20 protein-coding genes are annotated in these 20,834 nt (G+C 58.2%); 15 read left to right on the top strand and 5 right to left on the bottom strand.

Annotated features, from left to right (window positions below; all coding sequences use genetic code 11):
* Positions 1-12 precede the first annotated feature (12 nt).
* Entirely contained in the window at positions 13-1,476 is a 1,464-nt protein-coding gene (gene bepA, locus ACX3P5_RS13325; protein WP_233987410.1) for a beta-barrel assembly-enhancing protease, read from the bottom strand.
* Positions 1,477-2,230: 754 nt separating this feature from the next.
* Between bepA and ACX3P5_RS13320 the strand changes: the two genes are divergently transcribed.
* From ACX3P5_RS13320 to ACX3P5_RS13280, 9 genes are all read left to right on the top strand, one after another.
* The gene (locus ACX3P5_RS13320) at positions 2,231-2,836 is read left to right on the top strand and encodes a DsrE family protein (RefSeq protein WP_233987411.1); all 606 of its coding nucleotides are present in this window, start codon (positions 2,231-2,233) and stop codon (positions 2,834-2,836) included.
* 36 nt (positions 2,837-2,872) lie between these two features.
* The gene (locus ACX3P5_RS13315; protein ID WP_336755716.1) at positions 2,873-3,481 is read left to right on the top strand and encodes a DsrE family protein; all 609 of its coding nucleotides are present in this window, start codon (positions 2,873-2,875) and stop codon (positions 3,479-3,481) included.
* A gap of 123 nt (positions 3,482-3,604) precedes the next feature.
* Positions 3,605-4,633: a LacI family DNA-binding transcriptional regulator gene (locus tag ACX3P5_RS13310; RefSeq protein ID WP_458968819.1), complete on the top strand. Its 1,029-nt coding sequence runs from the start codon at positions 3,605-3,607 to the stop codon at positions 4,631-4,633.
* The gene (locus ACX3P5_RS13305) at positions 4,617-5,639 is read left to right on the top strand and encodes an ABC transporter substrate-binding protein (protein WP_094121592.1); all 1,023 of its coding nucleotides are present in this window, start codon (positions 4,617-4,619) and stop codon (positions 5,637-5,639) included. Before ACX3P5_RS13310 ends, ACX3P5_RS13305 begins: the two co-directional genes overlap by 17 nt.
* Positions 5,639-6,520 carry an ABC transporter permease gene (locus ACX3P5_RS13300; RefSeq protein ID WP_458968818.1) on the top strand — a complete coding sequence of 294 codons (882 nt, stop codon included), beginning with the start codon at positions 5,639-5,641 and terminating at the stop codon, positions 6,518-6,520. Before ACX3P5_RS13305 ends, ACX3P5_RS13300 begins: the two co-directional genes overlap by 1 nt.
* A complete protein-coding gene (locus ACX3P5_RS13295) occupies positions 6,517-7,332 on the top strand; it encodes an ABC transporter permease (protein WP_094121594.1) in 816 nt (271 codons plus the stop codon). The genes ACX3P5_RS13300 and ACX3P5_RS13295 overlap by 4 nt, the downstream gene beginning before the upstream one ends.
* The gene (locus ACX3P5_RS13290; RefSeq protein WP_458968817.1) at positions 7,329-8,312 is read left to right on the top strand and encodes an ABC transporter ATP-binding protein; all 984 of its coding nucleotides are present in this window, start codon (positions 7,329-7,331) and stop codon (positions 8,310-8,312) included. The genes ACX3P5_RS13295 and ACX3P5_RS13290 overlap by 4 nt, the downstream gene beginning before the upstream one ends.
* 10 nt (positions 8,313-8,322) lie before the next feature.
* Positions 8,323-9,153 carry a phosphodiesterase gene (locus ACX3P5_RS13285; protein WP_094122048.1) on the top strand — a complete coding sequence of 277 codons (831 nt, stop codon included), beginning with the start codon at positions 8,323-8,325 and terminating at the stop codon, positions 9,151-9,153.
* Between the two features lie 163 nt (positions 9,154-9,316).
* Positions 9,317-10,885, top strand: a complete 1,569-nt coding sequence (locus tag ACX3P5_RS13280) for a sensor domain-containing diguanylate cyclase (protein ID WP_458968816.1) — start codon at positions 9,317-9,319, stop codon at positions 10,883-10,885.
* Between the two features lie 167 nt (positions 10,886-11,052).
* Here ACX3P5_RS13280 and bcp read toward each other — a convergent pair whose 3' ends face one another.
* Both bcp and ACX3P5_RS13270 read right to left on the bottom strand, forming a co-directional pair.
* Positions 11,053-11,520 carry a thioredoxin-dependent thiol peroxidase gene (gene bcp / locus ACX3P5_RS13275; protein ID WP_031375386.1) on the bottom strand — a complete coding sequence of 156 codons (468 nt, stop codon included), beginning with the start codon at positions 11,518-11,520 and terminating at the stop codon, positions 11,053-11,055.
* Between the two features lie 157 nt (positions 11,521-11,677).
* A complete protein-coding gene (locus tag ACX3P5_RS13270; protein ID WP_094122051.1) occupies positions 11,678-12,259 on the bottom strand; it encodes a glycine cleavage system transcriptional repressor in 582 nt (193 codons plus the stop codon).
* Positions 12,260-12,402: 143 nt separating this feature from the next.
* On the opposite strand from ACX3P5_RS13270, the gene dapA reads away from it, so the two are divergent.
* The 6 genes from dapA to ypfH all read left to right on the top strand — a co-directional run bounded on the left by dapA (position 12,403) and on the right by ypfH (position 19,464).
* A complete protein-coding gene (gene dapA, locus ACX3P5_RS13265; protein WP_233987417.1) occupies positions 12,403-13,281 on the top strand; it encodes a 4-hydroxy-tetrahydrodipicolinate synthase in 879 nt (292 codons plus the stop codon).
* A gap of 14 nt (positions 13,282-13,295) precedes the next feature.
* On the top strand, positions 13,296-14,327 hold the full coding sequence (bamC, locus tag ACX3P5_RS13260; protein WP_336755712.1) for an outer membrane protein assembly factor BamC: 1,032 nt from the start codon (positions 13,296-13,298) through the stop codon (positions 14,325-14,327).
* A 146-nt stretch (positions 14,328-14,473) separates the two neighbouring features.
* The gene (gene purC / locus ACX3P5_RS13255; RefSeq protein WP_233987419.1) at positions 14,474-15,187 is read left to right on the top strand and encodes a phosphoribosylaminoimidazolesuccinocarboxamide synthase; all 714 of its coding nucleotides are present in this window, start codon (positions 14,474-14,476) and stop codon (positions 15,185-15,187) included.
* A gap of 695 nt (positions 15,188-15,882) precedes the next feature.
* A complete protein-coding gene (gene ypfJ / locus ACX3P5_RS13250; protein ID WP_233987420.1) occupies positions 15,883-16,746 on the top strand; it encodes a KPN_02809 family neutral zinc metallopeptidase in 864 nt (287 codons plus the stop codon).
* Positions 16,743-18,710 (top strand): tRNA(Met) cytidine acetyltransferase TmcA, encoded by a 1,968-nt coding sequence (locus ACX3P5_RS13245; protein ID WP_458968815.1) that lies wholly within the window; start codon positions 16,743-16,745, stop codon positions 18,708-18,710. Before ypfJ ends, ACX3P5_RS13245 begins: the two co-directional genes overlap by 4 nt.
* A 73-nt stretch (positions 18,711-18,783) precedes the next feature.
* Entirely contained in the window at positions 18,784-19,464 is a 681-nt protein-coding gene (gene ypfH, locus ACX3P5_RS13240) for an esterase (RefSeq protein WP_458968814.1), read from the top strand.
* A 31-nt stretch (positions 19,465-19,495) separates the two neighbouring features.
* Here the strand turns inward: ypfH and ACX3P5_RS13235 are convergent, their stop codons facing one another.
* Positions 19,496-19,684, bottom strand: coding sequence for a YpfN family protein (locus ACX3P5_RS13235; RefSeq protein WP_233987423.1), 189 nt, complete (start codon positions 19,682-19,684; stop codon positions 19,496-19,498).
* A 22-nt stretch (positions 19,685-19,706) separates the two neighbouring features.
* Positions 19,707-20,834: a succinyl-diaminopimelate desuccinylase gene (gene dapE / locus ACX3P5_RS13230; RefSeq protein ID WP_458968813.1), complete on the bottom strand. Its 1,128-nt coding sequence runs from the start codon at positions 20,832-20,834 to the stop codon at positions 19,707-19,709.

Raw genomic sequence — 20,834 nt, 5'->3', positions numbered from 1 at the left:
ATCTCTGGTCATTTAACCTTTCTGATACTGCTTAAAGCGCTGTTGCAACTGACGCAGCTGATCAATACGGGCATCGTATCGCGCCTGCTTCAGGCTGCCGAGCGGCACCTGGGCACTGGCGCTGCTGAGCGTGGTGATCGCCTGATCCAGCCGGCCATTCAGCGCCAGGCTTTCAGCGCGTGCCGACAGCTCTTCATCGTTCAGACCCTGCTGCGCTGAAGCCTGTGCCAGTAAATCCCAGCCGTTAGGATCATCTTTATTGCTCCAGGTATAGCGGTTCAGAATGCGGCTGGCATTGGCGGGCTGTTTCGCCTCGACGTAGGCGTTGGCCAGGTTGAGCTGCACCACCGGACTGTTCTTCGCGCCGGTGGCCGCGGTCAGCATAGCGATAGCCTGCTGCGGCTGATTCAGCCCGATATCAATATCGGACATGATATCAAGGAACCAGACGTTATCCGGCTGCTTCGCCAGCAGCGGGGTGATGATGCGCTTCGCATCGGCATAGCTTTTTGCCTGTAAAAACTGCACGGCCTTGCCATATTGCGACGCCAGCTGTTCGCGAGCGTTGCCGCTGGCGTACTGGCTCAGCAGTTCATCGGTCAGCTGATTGCGGCCGGTTGAATACATCCCCAGCGCACGCACCTTCGCCAGATAGAAATCCTGCGTGGACTGGACCACCACCGGCCGCATCTGATTGGCGCGGTTACGGGCATCAGCCAGGCGGCTGTCGGGCAGCGGGTGCGTCAGCAAGATCTCGGGCGGCTTAGAGGAGAAGCGGCTCTGGTCGGCCAGCTTCTGTAAGAAATTGGGCATCGCCTGAGGATCAAAACCGGCGCGCTGCAGTACCTGAATCCCGATGCGATCCGCTTCCTGCTCGTTGCCCTGGGTGAAGCTGATAATGCCCTGCTGGGTACCCGCCAGCGTCCCGGTCAGCGCCGCCATACCGGCCTGGGGATTGGCCATCGCCAGCAGAATGGAGCCAAGCGCGCCAACCCAGGTGAGCGGCGCATTACGTTTTTGATCTTCCATCGCGCGCGCCAGATGGCGCTGGGTGACGTGCGAAATTTCATGCGCCATCACCGAGGCCAGCTGGCTCTCATTGTCGGTGAACCGGAACAGTGCCGAGTGCAGCACCACATTACCGCCAAAGAAGGCAAAGGCGTTGAGTTCGTCATTCTGGATCAGGAAGAAGTGGAACGGCGTCTTAACCGAATCGGCGTGTGACACCAGCCGCTGTCCGAGCTGATTAATGTACTGATTCAGTAACGGGTCGTTGATCAGGGGCGCACTGGCGCGCAGCTGGCGAACGTAGAAGTCGCCCATCTGTAATTCCTGATTAATCGACAGGGTCGAGCCCGCCGTGGTCCCCATGTCGGGCAGTGAATCGCTGACGTCGGCATAAGCCGGTGCCAGACTGGTTACTATCAGCGCCGGGAGCAGTGCGGCGATCAGCGTTTTCTTTAACCGGTTCAACATGCCTTAATCCTGTAAAGAGGCCCTGAGACGGGACAGGTGCGCAGCGATAACATTCCGTTTTTTCGCAGCTAACAGCGATTCGCAACCATCTTAACCAGAGCATGATAAGAAAGAAATGGGGTTATCTGCGCAGAATGGTGAGTGATTTGTGCAAGATCGCCTTTTCTGACGAAAAAAATTGAATGTCTCTGAAACCTAAACCAGAGCTAAACGAAAAAAGGCGTCCCGCCTGTGCTGGCGATAACTGGCGGCTCTGTTTCCGCTTATTACCGATTTCCCGATGCAGCAGCGAAAAATAAAGCAGATTATGCTGAAGGCAATATCTGCCTGTTCACTTCATTAGTTTAAAGTTATGTAAACACACTCAAAAAAATTGAATGTGGCATGAATTTTTCCAGGTATACTCCGAAAAAAAAGGGTGTTTCGTCACTTTTTGCTCAGATCTTCGATTGAGAAATTAAATCGTTCAAGGTGAAAGCCAACCTTTCTTTCCACTGCGGTGTGGACTTAAATTATGCGTTGTCTGCCGATGCTGCATACGTATTCGCGTTTATTAAGGGCCGATCAATACTGTCTTTTCGTTTAATCGCGATGAAACCTTTCTATTGATTGCGTCCGCGCATTATTTCCCCGATCGCGTAAAGCGTGCTGACCTGAATTTACGCAGGCGCTGAATACTCATGCGCTGTGATATAGATAAGGCCGCGATTCAGAATCAGGATCGATAACGCATTAATTAGTGGAGAGGAGTGTTATGCGCTCAGCGGTTTCGTACGTGTTAATCGCCATTATCGGCGGTGCGGTTGGCGCGGCTGTGACACAAAGCAGCAAAATCTATGACAAAGTGGCGAGTCATATTTCAACTGAGCCGCAGGAGCCTGCGGGTTTCTGGAGTACGCCAGCCATTGCGGGCTACGGCAAAATTCATTATGAGTCTGATGCGGCCTTTAAACCGGTGGCGGGGCTGAGCAATAAAATTGTTTTCCAGATTACCCGCAGCGATGGTGCCATGACCGCACCCAATCTGGGCCTGGAGCGGGTCGCACGGGTGGTGAATCTCTATATCGCCTCCGGCATTCCGGCTGACCAGCTTCAGTTTGTGGTGTCAGTGACCGGCGATGCGACGCCAGCCATGCTGGATAACGCCCATTTCAGACAATTTTATGGTATCGATAACCCGAACCTGAAACTGATTGATGAGCTGAATAAAACCGGCGTGAAAGTGTCGGTCTGCGATCAGTCGGTGGCATTCCACCATTATCCCAATAACTGGATTGATAAATCGGTGGTGCATGCACTTTCCAGCCCAACCACGGTATCGACCCTGCAAAATCAGGGTTACGCGTGGCTGGCAATGTAATTAACGTCTTGTCTGAAACTTCAGGAGAAATAAGTCATGCGTCCAGCAGCCTTTATTGTGGTCGCCGCGGTGGCGGGTTTTATTGGGGGTAATGTTTTACAGTTGCCGGAATTGTTCGATAAGGTCAGCGGGAAAATGGCGGATAATAAAACGCAGCCGGCTGATTTCTGGAGTACGCCCGCCATTGATGGCTACGGAAAAATACATTATGTCGATACGCCCGCATTTAAACCAGGCACCACGCCAGGCCTGAGTAATAAAATTGTTTTCCAGATCAACCGCAGTGAAGGCGATATTCGTCAGCCCAATCTCGGTCTGGAACGGGTGGCTCGCGTGACCAACCTCTATTACGCTGCGGGCGTGCCGCTCAACCAGCTCAAATTTGTCGTTTCGATTAACAGCGATGCGGTGCCGGCTGCCTTAAATAATACCCAGTTTCATAAAGCCTACGGTGTCGACAACCCGAACCTTAAACTGATCGACGAACTGAAAAAAGCCGGTGTTGAGGTGTCGATTTGCGATCAGTCGGTGGCATTCCATCAGCTTGAGCGTGAATGGATCGATCCGAGAGTGACGCACACCATCTCCAGCGGCACTACCGTCGCCACGTTGCAAAATGAAGGGTACGCTTTCCTGATGCTCTGATTCTTCCGGCGGCGGCAACGCCGCTGTCATCTTTCCGTCACCTCACCGCGATGCGCCTGTCATATCTCGCCGTTAGCTTACGCCTCAATGAGATCGATCTCATCGACGATAAACGAGGGCGTAATGACCGATTTAATCAGCGTGGCCAATCTGGCGGGTGTCTCCCGCGCCACTGCCGCTCGCGCCTTCTCTGCTCCTCATCTGCTGAAACCCGACACGCTGCAAAAAGTGCTGGCGGCGTCGGCCGAGCTCGGGTTTCGCCCGAATCATATTGCCCGTCAGCTCCGCACCCAGCACTCCACCACGCTGGGCGTGTTGCTGCCTTCGCTGCTTAACCCGATTTTTGCCCAGCAGCTTCAGGCGATGGAGCAACAGGCCCGGCGTGCCGGCTACGGTTTGCTGGTGGCGACCAGTGACTATCAGGCCGATCGGGAAGCGGCGATAGTCGAACATATGCTGCGCCAGCGCGTGGCGGGTCTGGTACTGACGGTGGCGGATGCCGACAGCAGTACGCTGTTACCGACGCTGGCGGCAGCAGAGATGCCGTTTGTCCTGACGCATAACGTGCCGCAGCAGCATGACTGGCCCTGCCTGTGTGTGGATAACCGACGAGCCATTGCCGAGGCGACCGGGCATCTGCTGGCGCTGGGCCACCGTCATATCGTGATGATCGCCGGGCCGATGCGTCAATCTGATCGGGCGCGCCAGCGCTATCTTGGCTACGGCGATGCCATGCGGCAGGCCGGTCTGATGGCGCATCCGGTCATCGAAATGCCGAGCCATACCCAATCTGATTTTCAGCCGCTGCTGCCGCTGATACACGCCGCATCGCCGCTGACGGCCGTGATTTGCAGCAACGATCTGCTGGCCATCAGCCTGATGGGGGCGGCTGCGCGTGCCGGCATCAGCGTGCCGCACCAGCTCTCCGTGATGGGTTTCGACGGCATTGCACTGGGTGAACAGCTCTCGCCTTCACTGGCCAGTGTGGTGCAGCCGGGCGCGCTGCTGGGGACGCGCGCCATCGATCGGCTTTTACATCCTTCCTCCGGCGGCGGCACAGAGCGGCTGGAACATCATTTGCGGCTTGGGGAGAGTGTCGCCCCGGCATTTTATGGCTCAACTTCAGGGAAACATCATGCTACTCACGGTTAATATCAAACAGCTTTTCAGCGTCGCGCTGCTGGCGGGCTGCACGCTCACCAGTCACTGGGTCCAGGCGGCGGATAATGCCATCTGCTACAACTGCCCGCCCGAGTGGGCTGACTGGGGCACTCAGCTGAAAGCGATCGAAAAAGCGACCGGCATTCAGGTGCCGCAGGATAATAAAAATTCCGGTCAGGCGCTGGCGCAGCTGGTGGCTGAGAAAAACAATCCGGTTGCCGACGTGGTTTATTACGGTGTCAGCTTCGGCATCCAGGCAGCCGGTGCCGATGTGATCGCCGCCTATAAACCGTCCGGCTGGGATCAGATCCCGGCGGGGATGAAAGATCCGGCCGGTAAATGGGTGGCGCTGCACTCCGGGACGCTCGGCTTTATGGTCAATGTGGATGCGCTGGCTGGCGCGCCGGTGCCCCGTTCCTGGGACGATCTGCTGAAGCCGGAATATAAAGGCATGATTGGCTACCTCGATCCCGCCAGTGCTTTTGTCGGTTACGTGACGGCGGTGGCGGTGAATCAGGCCAAAGGCGGCAATCTGCAGGATTTCACTCCGGCGCTTAACTGGTTTAAAGCATTGCAGCGCAACCAGCCGATTGTGCCGAAACAGACCGCCTATGCCCGCCTGATTTCCGGCGAAATCCCGATTCTGCTCGACTACGACTTCAACGCCTATCGCGCCCGCTATAAAGATCACGCTAACGTCGAATTTGTTATTCCGCAGGAAGGCACGGTGACGGTGCCTTACGTTATCAGCCTGGTGAAAAACGCGCCGCATCCGGCGAACGGTAAAAAAGTGATCGACTATGTGCTCTCCGATCCCGGTCAGGCGATCTGGGCGAATGCATATCTGCGCCCGGTACGCCCGGCGGCGATGTCAGCAGAAGCCAAAAAACATTTTCTGCCGGACAGCGATTACGCCCGCGCCCATACCGTCGATTATCAGCAGATGGCCGATGCCCAGAAAGCCTTCTCAGCGCGTTACCTGAGTGAGATCCGCTGATGGCACTCGCTGAAACCGGCCACGCCTTAGCCCGCGTCGGCCGTGCTCGGGCGCGTGTCGGGCAGCCGGACGTGAACTGGCCGTGGATGTTGCTGCCTGCGCTGCTGTTCTTTGCTGCCTTCTGGCTGCTGCCGTTTGCCCGCCTGTTGCAAATCGGCATGACAGCCGATCGCAGCAGCCACCACAGTGGCTACTGGACGGTCATCAGCCAGCCGCAGTATCTGCAAAGCCTGTTTAATACCGTGCTGCTGTCGCTGGCGGTTACCCTGGTGACGCTGCTGATTGCCGCCGTGGTTGGCTGCTTTCTGGCGCGGCAGCGTTTTAACGGACGCGGCACGCTGCTGGCGCTGCTGACCTTTCCGCTGGCCTTTCCCGGCGTGGTGGTGGGGTTTCTGGTAGTGATGCTGGCGGGACGGCAGGGTGTGCTGGCGCAACTCAGTCTTAGCCTGGTGGGGGAGCGCTGGGTGCTTGCTTACTCGCTGAGCGGGCTGTTTATTGGCTACCTTTACTTCTCGCTGCCACGGGCCATCGTCACGCTGGTGGCGGCCAGTGAAAAGCTGGATCGCTCACTGGAAGAGGCGGCCCGTTCACTGGGTGCCAGTCAGTGGCGCATCATCCTTGATGTGATTATTCCGGGTCTGAAACCGGCGCTGCTCTCCTGCGGTGCGCTCTGTTTCGCCACCAGCATGGGCGCCTTTGGCACCGCGTTTACTCTCGGGACGCAGCTGGCGGTGCTGCCGCTGACCATCTACGGCGAGTTCACTAATTACGCCAATTTCGCCACCGCCGCCGCGCTCTCGGTGGTGATGGGAGCGGTCGCCTGGCTGGGCCTGATGCTGGCACGCTGGCTGACCGCCAGCCGCGAGGAACGCACATCATGAAGCGCCGGGGGCTGTTTTATCTGCAGATCTCCATCACCAGCCTGACCGCGCTGTTTATGATCGTGCCGGTGCTGTTATCGATGCTGGCGGGCGTAACGCAAAACTATTTTGTCGGCCTGCGCAGTGGCCTGACGCTGAAGTGGGTGGCGCAGGTGTGGCAGATGTATGCCGACACCTTCTGGCTGTCACTGCTGATCGCGCTGAGCTGTTTAGCGCTGACGGTGGTGATCGGGGTACCGGCAGCCTGGGGCCTGCTGAAGTCGCCCTCACGCTGGGCGGCGCGGATTGAAGAGTGTCTGATGCTGCCGGTGGCGCTGCCCGGTCTGGCGACCGCGCTGGGTATTATTCTGCTGTATGGCCAGTTCAGTAGTCTGCGTGACAGCTGGTTGTTCATCCTGATTGGTCATGTGCTGTTCACGCTGCCGTTTATGATCCGACCGGTGCTGGCGGTGATGCAGGCGATTCAGCTACCGCGCCTGGAAGAGGCCGCTGCCAGCCTCGGGGCCGGTTTCTGGCACCGTTTCTTTACCGTGGTGGTTCCCAACTGCCGCAACGGCATCCTGGCTGGCGCTTTTATGGTGATTACCCTGTCGGTCGGGGAGTTCAACATTACCTGGATGCTGCACACCCCGCTGACCAAAACGCTGCCGGTCGGACTGGCGGACAGCTACGCCTCGATGCGGCTGGAAGTCGGGTCCGCTTATACCCTGATTTTTATTCTGATGATTTTACCGCTGCTGCTGTTGCTCAATGCCTGTAATCACTGGCTGGAACGACAAACCCGGCGGCAGCAACGTGAGGAGCAAGCATGAACGAGGCGGTAAACGTAACGCTGCGCGGCTGTTCGCGCCGCTTTAATCAACATGTGGCGCTGCATCCGCTCGATCTGCAGGTGCAGGCGGGTGAAACGCTGGTGCTACTCGGCCCGTCGGGCTGCGGCAAAACCACGACATTGCGCATCATCAGCGGGCTGGAGAGCAGCGATCGGCCGGGCGAAGTCTGGTTTGATCAGCGCAACGTGACCAATTTGCCGATTGAGAAACGCAATGTCGGCATGGTGTTCCAGAACTACGCGCTGTTTCCCACGCTCAACGTGGCGCAGAACGTCGCCTATGGCCTGAAGGTGCAGGGCGTGCCGCGCACCGAGCGTGAGGCGCGGGTGGCGGAGATGCTGGCGCTGGTGGATTTGACGCATCTGGCGCAGCGCGGGATTGATAAATTGTCCGGCGGACAGAAGCAGCGGGTGGCGCTGGCGCGTGCGCTGGCCGCCCGACCCAAAGTGTTGCTGTTCGATGAGCCGCTGGCGGCGCTCGACGCCCGCCTGCGCGAACGGCTGCGACTGGAGATCGGCGCGCTGCTGAAGCGGCTGGCGATCACCGCCGTCTACGTGACCCACGACCAGCAGGAAGCGATGGCGCTGGGCGACCGCATTGCAGTGATGGAGCAGGGTCGCCTGGTGCAGATCGATACGCCACAGGGAATTTATCAGCGTCCGGCGTCACGCTTTGTCGCTGATTTTGTCGGGGCGATTAACTGTATTGCCGAGGATCGGCACGGCAAACCGCTGCGTTTCTGTCGGCCGGAAGATGTGCTGCTGGCTGACGAGAGCCGGTATGCCCAGCAGGGTATGGTGATGGGCAGTACCTTTCTTGGCGCCTCGCAGCGCTTACTGATCGATATCGGGCTGGAAACGCCGATTCAGGTCGAACGCCACGCCCGCGAAGTCTGGCAGGCCGGACAGCGCATCAGCTGGTCGCTGGCCAGCCATGCCGCACTGGAATTTAGTTGCTAAGGAGTCAGGATTGTCTGTTCAACCTACGGTGATTGCGCAGCTCAGCGATCTGCATATCAAGGCCAATGGCCGTCTCTCTTATAAAAAGGTCGATACCCATGCGGCCTTACTGCTGGCTATCGATACGCTAAACGCGCTGCGACCGCAGCCCGATGTGGTGGTGATTACCGGCGATCTGGTCGATTTCGGCAGGCCTGACGAGTATCAGACGCTGCGCGACGCCCTGCAGCGGCTACAGCGACCCTATTACCTGATGGCGGGCAATCATGACGACCGCCAGGCGCTGCGCGCTGCCTTTCCGGATCATGCTTACCTGCAAAACGGGCCAACCCTGAACTGGCAACTGACCGTTGGCGATGTCAGGCTGCTGGCGCTTGACTCCAGCGTGCCGCAGCAGCCGTGGGGCTATGTCGATGAGCAGCAACTGCTGTGGCTGGATCGGGCGTTGAGTGCCGCGCCCGATCGGCCCACGCTGGTAATGCTGCACCATCCGCCTTTTGCCTGCGGTATCGATCATATGGATCGGCAACGGTTACGTCAGCCCGACGCGCTTGAGGCGATCATTGCCCGTCATCCGCAGGTGGAACGGGTGCTGTGCGGTCATTTGCATCGCAGCTTACAGACCCGTTTTGCCGGCACGCTGGCCTGCGTAGCGCCGGGCGCCTCGCATCAGGTGGCGCTGGATCTGCAGCCTGACGGTCCGGCGCACTTTGTGCTGGAGCCGCCCGGATTTCTGTTGCATCGCTGGCAGCCCGGAGAGGGAATGGTGACGCACCAGTGCGCCATTGGCCGCTTTTCCGGGCCCTGGCCGTTTTACGATAGCCAGGGATTGATCGATTAGGACCAGATAAATTTGAATTTAGTGTGGTGCCGGCGGCCTTAACCCTGCTCAAATCCTCTGTCAGGGTGTAAACTGACGCCAGTATCGCCAGGCCATCCGGCACACGCTAATAACAATAATCAGGCACGTAATCGATGATTTTTTCACCTGCGGCGGCAACGTCATGATAAGGCGTTTTCGACCCAAAACCGATCTGCGCAATTTAATCGCGCTGCTGGTCATAGTCAGCATCGTCATCACCCTCGCCAATACCCTGTACGCCACCTGGCGGGTTCAGCGGCAGGTATTGATTGAAAGCACGCTGGAAGCTAACCGGGCCTACGCCGCCAAGCTGGCCTCCACCAGTGAAATTTTCTTTCAGCTGGCGCAGTCACAACTGCACTACAGCGCTAACCAGATCAGCGGCGATTTCGGTAATGACAAACTGCTGCAGAGCGAAGTCAACCGACTGCGCGAGCAGACCATCAGTTTTAACTCGGTCGCGGTGGTCGATCAGCAGGGGATAGTCAGAGCTATCTCGCCGGAATCGCTGACGCTTAAAGGGATGCACCTCACCAGCGACGCGTCACGAGAGGCGCTGTCGATGCGTCAGCCGATGATCAGTAAACCGACGCTTTCTGCCGCTAACAATCTGCTGGTGTTCGTCTCCTGGCCCATCTGGAGCCGGGAAGGGGACTATCTGGGTTATGTGGGCGGCACCATCTATCTGAAGAAGAAAAGTGTTCTGAATGCGCTGCTGGGCGAACAGTTTTATCGCGATGGCACCAGCGTCTACGTGCTCGACAGCAATAATCAGGTGCTCTATCACCAGAATCGCCAGCTGATTGGCAAAACGCTGCCCGCCATCATCGGCCCACGCGAGGAGCAGAGCAACGGCTCGCTGAAGATTTCGCCAGCAGGAGAGGTTACCCAGCTGGCAGGCTATGCGGTGGTACCGACCACTGGCTGGATGGTGGTGGCACTCAAGCCGGTTAACGTGACGCTGGAGCCGCTGTCGGGCCTGTTGTTGAAGGTGCTGAAAAACTCTGTACCCTTTGCGCTGTTAACGCTGCTGGTGGCGGTGATTCTGGCCCGGCTGATTGCGCTACCGCTGTGGCAACTGGCGCGTAAGGCCAGCCGGATGGATGCGCAGGGCGTGTCAAAAGAGATAGGCGGGATCAGCGCCTGGTATTTTGAAGCTGCGCAGGTCAAGCGTGCGCTGCTGACCGGCATCGGACTGGTGCAGGATAAAATTGGCCGACTCAACTCGGAAGCACAGACCGATCCGCTGACCCAGTTACTCAATCGTCGCGGGCTCAACGCAGTGCTGGACTATTACCAGACGCTGCGTCAGCCATTTTCGGTGCTGGCACTGGATATCGATCATTTTAAAAACGTCAACGATAGCTGGGGCCATGACGTCGGCGACCGGGTCATTCAGCAGGTCGCGAGCACGCTGCGCGCCAGCGCCCGCCAGTCTGATGTGGTCTGTCGTAACGGCGGCGAAGAGTTTCTGATGCTGCTGCCAGGTACCGCACTGGAAGAGGCGCTGATCATTGCCGAACGGGTGCGGCTCGGCATTGCCGAAGCCTGGCTTACTGACGTCGGACGCATTACCTTATCGATTGGCGTCTCGGCATGGAGCGGTCAGCAGGATGTGACGCTTGAAGATAGCCTGAAGCAGGCGGATGCTGCGCTCTATCAGGCGAAAAACAGCGGCCGTAACTGTGTGATCGCCGCGGCAGTCAATTAGCCGCTACGTCGGAAGCCGCAACCCTGGCAGGGCGCGGGTTAACGGAGAGATTCTGGTGGCGGAGAGGCGGTAAGCCCTCTGGCGGCTGAAGCGGATCACCGCAGTCAGTCAGGGCAGTGACGCTAATAAGCAGGACGCGGCGAGCAGGCTGCCGCGTCCTGCAGACATCAGGCGGACTTAACGTAGTCCAGCACGATATCGTGGTGATTGGAGGTTTTAAAGTTATCGAAGACCTTTTCCACCTTGCCGTCAGCATCCAGCAGGAAACTGATGCGATGGATGCCGTCATAGGTTTTACCCATAAAGGTTTTTTCACCCCAGACGCCAAACGCCTTACAGACCTCATGATCTTCATCTGACAGCAGGGTGAAGTTCAGCAGCTCTTTTTCGACAAAGCGTGACAGCTTTTCCGGTTTGTCAGTGCTGATACCCAGCACCTCCACGCCCGCTTTTTTTAACTCATCCATGTTGTCACGCAGACCGCATGCCTGGACGGTGCAGCCGGGTGTCATCGCCTTCGGATAGAAATACACCAGAACGCGCTGTCCCTGGAAGTCGGTCAAATTCACTTGTTCGCCATCCTGATCGGGCAAGCTAAATTTCGGTGCGGTATCACCGGCTTTCAGTGGATTCATCACATCTCTCCATTTTTTTATTCAGGCTGTCGGTAATACACCATCCGGCGCGAAACTGCCAAATGGAAAATTACCATCAGGGGGTATTTCACCACATAGCCGGGCACGTTTCGGTGACGGTCATGTGGAGAAATAGCTCCGGTATCAACATGCGCCGTTAGCGTGTCGGGCTGATGGCTTCACTGCTGTCGGCATCCGACAGGCTGTAAAGGCGCAGCGATCCCTGGGCATTCAGCTCATGACACAGCGTATTAAAGGCCTGCTCAAACGACGTGCCTTCAGTCCGCGTCGGACTGTGGGCGGTCATTTGAATATAGAGCGTGGGAGGCAAATCGTGTTGTCCCGGTGTAATCCGGGAGACCAGTTCGGCAACATTCATCTGATGCTTATCGATCAGATCGGTGAAGCGTTCAATGATGTGCGGCGAATCCGCTACCTCAACCTGGATAAAGGCGGTATCCGGCATCGGCGGACGGCGACTGGCATTGGTCCGCTTCATGACAATCAGCAGTTCCAGTTCGGCGCCTTTCAGCGGCAGAGTGGATTCAATCAGCGTAATGGCGTTCCAGCTGCCTGACAGCAGCATGATAAAGGTGAACTCATCCCCGAGCATGGCGAGACGGCTATCTTCAATGTTGCAACCGCAGCTGCTGACGTGTCGGGTAATGGTGTTGACGATACCCGGACGGTCAACACCGAGCGCGGTGATCACCAGATGATGGGGCTGAGATTGCGGCAAAATGGCTTTTCCTGTGCATTCGCTAATAACTATAAGGTAAACATAAAAAAAACTGCTGACAAGCGCCGGAATAGCGTGGCTTGCTTGCTTTTCCCTAAGCGTAAAACGTACCATGAAGCACTTGTTTGTCGAGGGGATCGCCAATGTTTACGGGAAGTATTGTTGCACTCGTTACGCCAATGGATGACAAAGGTAATGTCTGCCGTGCGAGTCTGAAAAAACTGATTGATTATCATGTCGCCAGCGGCACCGCGGCGATTGTTTCCGTCGGCACCACAGGCGAATCGGCCACGCTGAGCCATGAAGAACACGGCGATGTGGTGATGCTGACCCTGGAGCTGGCGGATGGCCGTATTCCGGTGATCGCCGGGACCGGTGCGAATGCCACCGCTGAAGGCATCTCTCTGACTAAACGTTTCGAACACTCCGGCGTGGTCGGCTGCCTGACCGTCACGCCTTATTACAACCGTCCTACGCAGGAAGGGTTGTTCCAGCACTTTAAAGCGATCGCCGACAGCACCAGCCTGCCGCAAATGCTGTATAACGTTCCCTCACGTACCGGTTGTGACATGCTGCCGGAAACCGTTGCCCGCCTGGCTGAAATAAAAAATATTATCGGAATCAAAGAGGCAACCGGGAACTTATCGCGGGTAAGTCAGATCCAAGAGCTGGTTAATGAAGAGTTCATTCTGGTGAGTGGCGACGATGCTACCGCACTGGACTTTATGCAACTGGGCGGCAAAGGCGTCATTTCGGTGACGGCGAACATAGCCGCGCGCGAAATGGCTGAGCTGTGCACACTGGCACAGCAGGGTAATTTCGTCGAGGCACGCCGCCTGAATCAGCGTCTGATGCACCTGCACCAGACGCTTTTCTGTGAACCCAATCCTATCCCGGTAAAATGGGCTGCGAAACAGCTAGGATTAATCGCTAACGACACGCTGCGTCTGCCAATGACGCCACTGACTGCAGCCGGCCAGCCGAAAGTGGAGCAGGCGCTGGTGAAAGCGGGTTTGCGATAATTTAGGGAGTTTGAATGAATTACTCAGTAAAGCGGTCAACGGTAGCCACAGTGGTGGGGCTTTCCACCCTGATGCTGTTGTCGGCCTGTTCAAGCGACCAGCGCTATAAGCGCCAGGTCAGCGGTGACGAATCTTATCTGCAAGCCAGCGAACTACATGAACTGAAAGCCCCAGCCGGGATGATCCTGCCGGTTCAGCGTGGCGATTTTGATGTCCCGCGCACCAGCAGCAAGGCCCCGACCGGCAAGCAGCTTGATATCCGTCCACCGGCCCAGCCGCTGGCGCTGCTGAACGGTACCCGCGCGCAATACAGCAATAATACCGGCGCGTTGATGCTTGATAACAGCCGTGGCTCCGTCTGGTCGCAGGTCGTCAATGTGGTGCAGTCTTACAAATTCCCGATTGCTTCACGTAATGACGCCGGACAGCAGCTGACCACCGACTGGGTTCAGTGGAACCGCGCTGATGAAGATCAGCAGTATCGTGGCCGTTACCAGATCAGCGTGCAGTCGCAGAGCTATCAGCAGCTGCTGACGGTTCGCCTGCTGGAACTGCAGCAGGATGGCAAAACCATCACTTCGCCTGCGCAGATCCAACGCTATACCGCGCAGATGCTTAACGACATCAGCACCGGCATGGATAAGATCCAGACCGCCAGCGAAAATGCGGCTTCGGGTCGGGTGAATGGCGCGATTGATGTGCAGAGCGGTGCGGATGATACCGGCCTGCCGTTGCTGATCCTGCGTACGCCGTACAACGTGGCCTGGCAGCGTCTGCCAGAGGCAATGAAACGCATCGGAATGGAAGTGACCGATACGACCCGCTCAACCGGCAGCATGAAGGTGACCTATAAATCACCGGGCAGCAGCGGCTGGGATGAAGTAGGCGCTAAAGATCCCGAATTGCCAAACGGGGATTATAAAGTGCAGGTCGGCGATCTTGATAACCGTACCAGCCTGCAGTTCATCGACCCGAAAGGGCATGTGCTGACCCAGTCGCAAAATGATGCGCTGGTGGCGGTGTTCCAGGGCGCGCTGAACAAATAAAAATGATGAAGGGCCGGAGATTCTCCGGCCTTTTTATTTTGTTTTTGGCATAATAGCGCGCGGCGAAGTAAACGATTGCGTCAAGGCAATCGCCGCAGCGGCACAGGCCGCTGGACACCCGTTATTTCAAGTCTGGAGTGAACAAGATGCAAAAGCGAGCTGAGCTGTATCGCGGTAAAGCGAAAACCGTATACAGCACCGATAACCCGGATCTGCTGATACTCGAATTCCGCAACGATACGTCAGCAGGTGACGGGGCTCGAATTGAGCAGTTTGATCGTAAAGGGATGGTGAACAACAAGTTCAACCATTTCATTATGACTAAATTGCAGGAAGCGGGTATCCCGACCCAGATGGAAGCGCTGCTGTCTGATACCGAAGCGCTGGTGAAGAAGCTGGAGATGGTGCCGGTTGAGTGCGTGGTGCGCAACCGTGCCGCGGGTTCGCTGGTAAAACGCCTGGGCGTGGAAGAGGGGCTGGTGCTCAATCCACCGCTGTTCGATCTTTTCCTGAAAGACGATGCGAAACATGACCCGATGGTCAACGAATCCTATTGCGAAACCTTTGGCTGGGTCAGCAAGGCAAACCTGGCGCGGATGCAGGAACTGACCTTTAAAGCCAACGAGGTTCTGAGCAAGCTGTTTGACGACGCCGGACTGATTCTGGTCGACTTCAAGCTGGAGTTTGGTCTGTTTAACGGCGAAGTGACGCTGGGCGATGAGTTCTCGCCAGACGGCGCGCGCCTGTGGGACAAAGAGACGCTGGATAAAATGGACAAAGACCGTTTCCGCCAGAGCCTGGGCGGCGTGGTTGAAGCCTATGAAGCCGTTGCTCAGCGGTTGGGCGTGAAGCTCGACTAAGCCACACCGCACAGCAGAGAAAGGAGAGCCCCGGCTCTAATGCTCGTCAGTTAAGGTTAAATGTGCAAAGGCTGTCACGGTCAGACGTGGCAGCTTTTTTGTATGGGCGAGCGTGCCGGAGTGCGGGCCTGAGCACCGCTGCTGCTGCCGGGCCGTCCTCGCGCCGCTGCGCGGTTCCTTCGGCTTTGAAGTCGTGCCGACGAACCGTTCGGGGATCGGCCTTTCCTGGCCGGCCCCGAACTCTCCACGCTTCCCGGCGTGGCGTTCTGGCCCAACGTCACGCCTCAGCGCTGCGGATAGCCCTTTCAGCAGCAGAGGCGCCCAGGCCTCCACTATCGTGCCCTTTTTAACAGCACGCACTGAAGTTTCAGAGCAGGCTGGGGTCGCTCAGGGGCAGGCAATCCGCAGCGCTGAACATTAGCCAGGAGAGCCCGCAGGACGCGGGCGAAAGGCGGGGCGGCACAGGATGTGCCATCCCCGGCGGTCCGTCAGGCAGAGGAATGACGTGAAGGCACCGCGCAGCGGCGCGAGGACCGCCAGCCCCTGAGCGGCACCAGCCCGCGTTATCACCTGCTGCTTAACTGACAGGCATTAGAGCCCCGGCTCTCCTTTTTTCATTTTGGCGTAAAGCTGGTTATTGCCCCGGCACACAACTAAAATCATGCCATCTGAGTAAACCGCTAAGGGAGTAAAGCATGCGCTGGCAAGGGCGTCGCGAAAGCGACAATGTAGAGGACCGTCGCGATCAATCGTCCGGTTATGGAGGCCGCCAGATCCGTCTGCCGCGCGGCAAGGGTGGTATCGTTCTGCTGATCGTGGTCGCGGTGGCCGGCTATTATGGCTATGACCTGACCGGCTTACTGACCGGCGGAGAGGTGGCGCCGACCAGTCAGCAGCAGCAGCGCAGCGTCAGCGCTAATGATGACGAGGCCGCGAAATTCACTAAGGTTATCCTGGCTACCACCGAAGATACTTGGGGCAAACTGTTCCAGCAGATGAACAAACAGTATGTCGCGCCGAAGCTGGTGATGTATCGCGGCGCAACCCGCACCGGCTGCGGTACCGGCCAGTCGGTAATGGGACCCTTCTACTGTCCTGCCGATCAGACGGTTTATATCGATCTCTCATTTTATGACGAGATGAAAACCAAACTCGGTGCTGGCGGTGACTTTGCCCAGGGCTATGTGATTGCGCATGAAGTCGGCCATCACGTGCAGAAGTTACTTGGCATCGAACCGAAAGTCCGCGAAATGCAGCAGGGTGCCAGCCAGACTCAGGTCAACCATCTGTCGGTCAAAATGGAGTTACAGGCTGACTGCTTCGCAGGCGTCTGGGGACACTATATGCAGCAGGAGAATATCCTGGAAGTCGGCGATCTGCAGGAGGCGCTGAATGCCGCCGAGGCGATTGGTGACGATCGTCTGCAACAGAAAAGTCAGGGACGGGTGGTGCCGGATAGCTTCACTCACGGCACCTCGCAGCAGCGCTACAGCTGGTTCAAGCGCGGTTTTGATAGTGGCAATCCGGGACAGTGCAACACCTTTGCCAGCAACGAATGACCCTGCAGCACACCACCGTCCTGATGCAGCAGGCCGGGATTCGACGGCTGGCAGTGATCAGCGGCGATCCCGCCTGGTGCCTGGCGCGGGCGGCGGTATGGCGTGACGCGCTGGCGGGTGACTGGCTGACGCTGGCCGAAAGCGCGCTGTTTCCCGGTCCGCACTGCGCGCCAGGTGCGGTGCGCACTCTGCTGGGACGCGAATTTCATCACGCCATTTTCGATGCCCGCGCGGGCTTTCACGCTGACGCCTTCGCCGCACTGGCTGGCACCTTAACCGCCGGTAGCTGGCTGCTGCTGCTGGTCCCGCCGTGGGACCGCTGGCCGCACCAGCCGGATGCCGATAGCCTGCGCTGGGCGGATGTCGCCGAACCCATCGCCACGCCACGCTTCGTTCACCATCTGCAACAGCAGATTCTCACCGATGCCGAAGTGCTGCTGGAGCGGCAGCATCAGCCGTGCCGTTGGCCGCCGCTGTCAGACAGGCCACGCTGGCAGTGTCAGGCACCGCAGCAGCAACAGGCGGTGCTGGAAAAGTGGCTGGCAATATCGTCTGGCGTGGCGGTCCTGACCGCCGCCCGTGGCCGCGGAAAATCGGCACTGGCGGGGATGCTGGCGCGTCACAATGGTCACGCGCTGGTGACCGCACCGGCCAGAGCTTCAACGGAGGTCCTGGCAGCGTTTGCCGGCGAGCATTTTCATTTCATGGCACCAGACGCGCTACTGGCGCTGGACCCGCCGCCTGCCGCTGAGTGGCTGATTATTGATGAAGCGGCAGCTATTCCCGCGCCGCTGTTGCAGGCGCTGGTCAGCCGTTTTCCCCGTGTGTTACTCACCACCACCGTACAAGGTTACGAAGGTAGCGGGCGCGGCTTTATCCTAAAGTTTTGCGCCGCACTGCCGCAGGTGCGCTATTTTACCCTTGATGAGCCACTGCGCTGGTCGCGTAGCGATCCGCTGGAGCGCTGGCTCAACCAGACGCTGCTGTTTGATGATGCCACCGCTGTCACGCCTTCCTCATCAGCCCTTCCGCATCCTGCCTCCCGCGACGATTTTCCAGCGTTGCAGGCGGCCTATCGCCTGCTGACCAGCGCCCATTACCGGACCTCACCGCTGGATTTACGTCGGCTGCTGGATGCGCCAGGTATGCAGCTGTGGCTGGCTGGCGAGACAGCGGCGTTGCAGGGCGCATTATGGCTGGTGGAAGAGGGTGGACTTGATCCGGCGCTGGCGCAGGCGGTGTGGGCCGGTACCCGTCGGCCACGCGGTAGCCTGGTGGCTCAGTCGCTGGCGGCGCATGCAGGACTGACGGAGGCGGCAACGTTACGCTCACTGCGCATCAGCCGTATTGCCGTGGCTGCGGAAAGCCGTCGCCGTGGAATCGGCCAGCAGCTGGTGACCGCGGCCCGTCACGCTGCCGCTGATTACGACTATCTTTCCGTCAGCTTCGGCTACACTGAGTCTCTTTGGGCCTTCTGGCGCGCCTGTGGTTTTACCCTGGTGCGAATCGGCAGTCAGCGCGAGGCGAGCAGCGGCTGTTACGCCGCAATGGCGATGCTGGCCTGTTCTGCTGCCGGAGAAGCGTTGCAGCAGCGCGCGGCACAGCAACTGGCCCGCGACTGGCCGCTTTTACCTCAGCCTGTCGCGTTACCGGCAGGCGTTGTGATGCGGTATGACGCGGATTTTACCGATCAGGATGCCTGGCTGGCCGCCGGTTTTGCCTGGGCACAGCGGCCACTGGAGGCCAGTTTGCCGGTGTTGCAGCGGCTGGCAGGCCTCCGGCTGCAGCCGTTACCGCTGCTGGAAGCCGCGATTGCCGCGCCGGATGCGCTCAGCACGCTGGCCCGACAGGCGGGACTGAGTGGACGTAAAGCGCTGATTACTGCGCTGCGTCAGCAGACCGCCACCGCGCTTGAAAACCTGCCAGGCCTGGACGCTGAGGCTCTGCGTCAGTCGTTGAAATAATTCGACCTGCGGGTTCAAATTTTCCTCATATCATTTCGCGCCCGGCGGCGTAGAGTGAAAACAGGAGGTCAACATGACACTGAAATATGTAATCGTTCAACAGCCCGCCACGGCGGCCCAGCTGTTTCTGCTTTATCACGGCGTGGGCGACAATCCGGATTCAATGGGCGAGATTGGCAGCTGGTTTGCCCGCACCTTCCCGGAGGCGCTGGTGGTGTCGGTGGGGGCGCCCGCCGCAGGCCGCCAGTGGTTTCCCGAAGCCGATTTACACGACCAGACGGTTCAGCAACGGGTCGACGCTGCGATGCCGCAGTTCGTCGAGTCGGTTCGTCACTGGCAGCAGCAGAGCGGTGTCCGGGCGGAAGCGACGGCGCTGATCGGCTTTTCGCAGGGCGGCAGCATGGTGCTGGAAGGGGTAAAAGCGCATGCCGATCTGGCGGGGCGGGCGGTGGTGTTTAACGGTCGCTTCGTCACGCTACCCGAGAAAGCCAGTACCCGCACTACGGTGCATCTGATTCACGGTGATTACGATGAGCAGATCCCGATGCATCATGCGCAGCTGGCGGAGCAGCGTCTGACGGCATTAGGCGGCGATGTTACGCTGGATATTGTCGACGATCTGGCCCATGCCATCGACCATCGCAGCATGGCGCTGGCGCTGGATCATCTGCGTTATACGGTGCCGAAACGTTATTTTGACGAGGCGTTGAGCGGGGCGAAGCCCGGTGATGATGATGTCATCGTGATGATGTAAAAATGCCCTCGCTCAGCGAGGGCATCCGGCATTACTTCTTCTTCGGCCAGTCGTCGTCATCGTCCCATTTATCGTTAAAATCACGATGCGGCGGCAGGTTCGGTTTGTTATCCATAAATTTTTTGTGATCGATGCGTTTCAGATCTTTATACACATTCATCAGCACGCCGACCATCAGCAGGATCACCAGGATCCACCAGTAATCTTTAATAAACTCCATTTCCCGCTCCTTAACATCGCACTCAGGCGATCAGTTGTTCCATGATGCGTTGATACATCCGGCTCAGCATCTGCAGGTCGGAGGCTTTCACACACTCATTGATTTTATGAATGGTGGCGTTTACCGGACCCAGTTCCACTACCTGCGCACCCATGCGGGCGATAAAGCGGCCATCAGAGGTGCCGCCGGTTGTCAGCAGCTGCGGCTTAATTTCATTATAGTGCGCTACCGCTTTTACGACGGCATCCACCAGCTTACCGCGATCGGTCAGGAACGGCTGACCCGAGAGTTTCCACTCGATGGTGTAGCGCAACTGATGACGATCCAGCAGCTCTGCGACCCGCTGACGGATCATCGCGTCGGTCAGTTCGGTACTGAAGCGGAAGTTAAACTGCACGAACAGCTCGCCGGGAATGACATTATTACTGCCGGTTCCCGCCTGTACGTTGGCAATCTGCATACTGGTCGCCGGGAAAAACGCATTGCCCTGATCCCATTCGACCGCCACCAGTTCGTTCAGCGCGGGCATCGCCCGATGCACCGGGTTATCCGCCAGATGCGGATAGGCGACGTGGCCCTGCACGCCGTGGATGGTCAGATTGGCGGTGATCGAGCCGCGTCGGCCATTTTTCACTACGTCACCGACCACTTCGGTACTTGAGGGTTCGCCGACCAGGCAGTAATCAAGCCGCTCCTGGCGTGCCATCAGGCGTTCAACCACCTTCACGGTCCCGTTGGCACCGCTGGCTTCTTCGTCTGAGGTGATCAGAAACGCCAGCCGCCCTTTATGGTGCGGATGGACGGCGACAAAACGCTCCGCCGCCACCACCATCGCCGCCAGCGAACCCTTCATGTCGGCCGCGCCACGGCCAAACAGCATGCCGTCGCGGATGGTGGGCTCAAACGGCGGATTGATCCAGCGGCCGGCATCGCCCGACGGGACCACATCGGTATGACCGGCAAAGGCCAGCGTTTCGCCTTCACCGCGGGTCGCCCAGAAATTCAGGGTGTCATCGATGTTCATGGTCTCAATGTGGAAACCAATCGCCTGCAGGCGGGCAATCAGCAGCGCCTGACAGCCGGCATCATCGGGACTGAGAGAAGGGCGACGAATCAGCTGTTGCGTCAGCTCAATGACCGGGCAAAACAT

This window comes from Pantoea sp. S-LA4 (assembly GCF_054482835.1).
The sequence above is the reverse complement of the archived record's forward strand: the minus strand, read 5'-3'. Positions and strand labels throughout refer to the sequence as shown.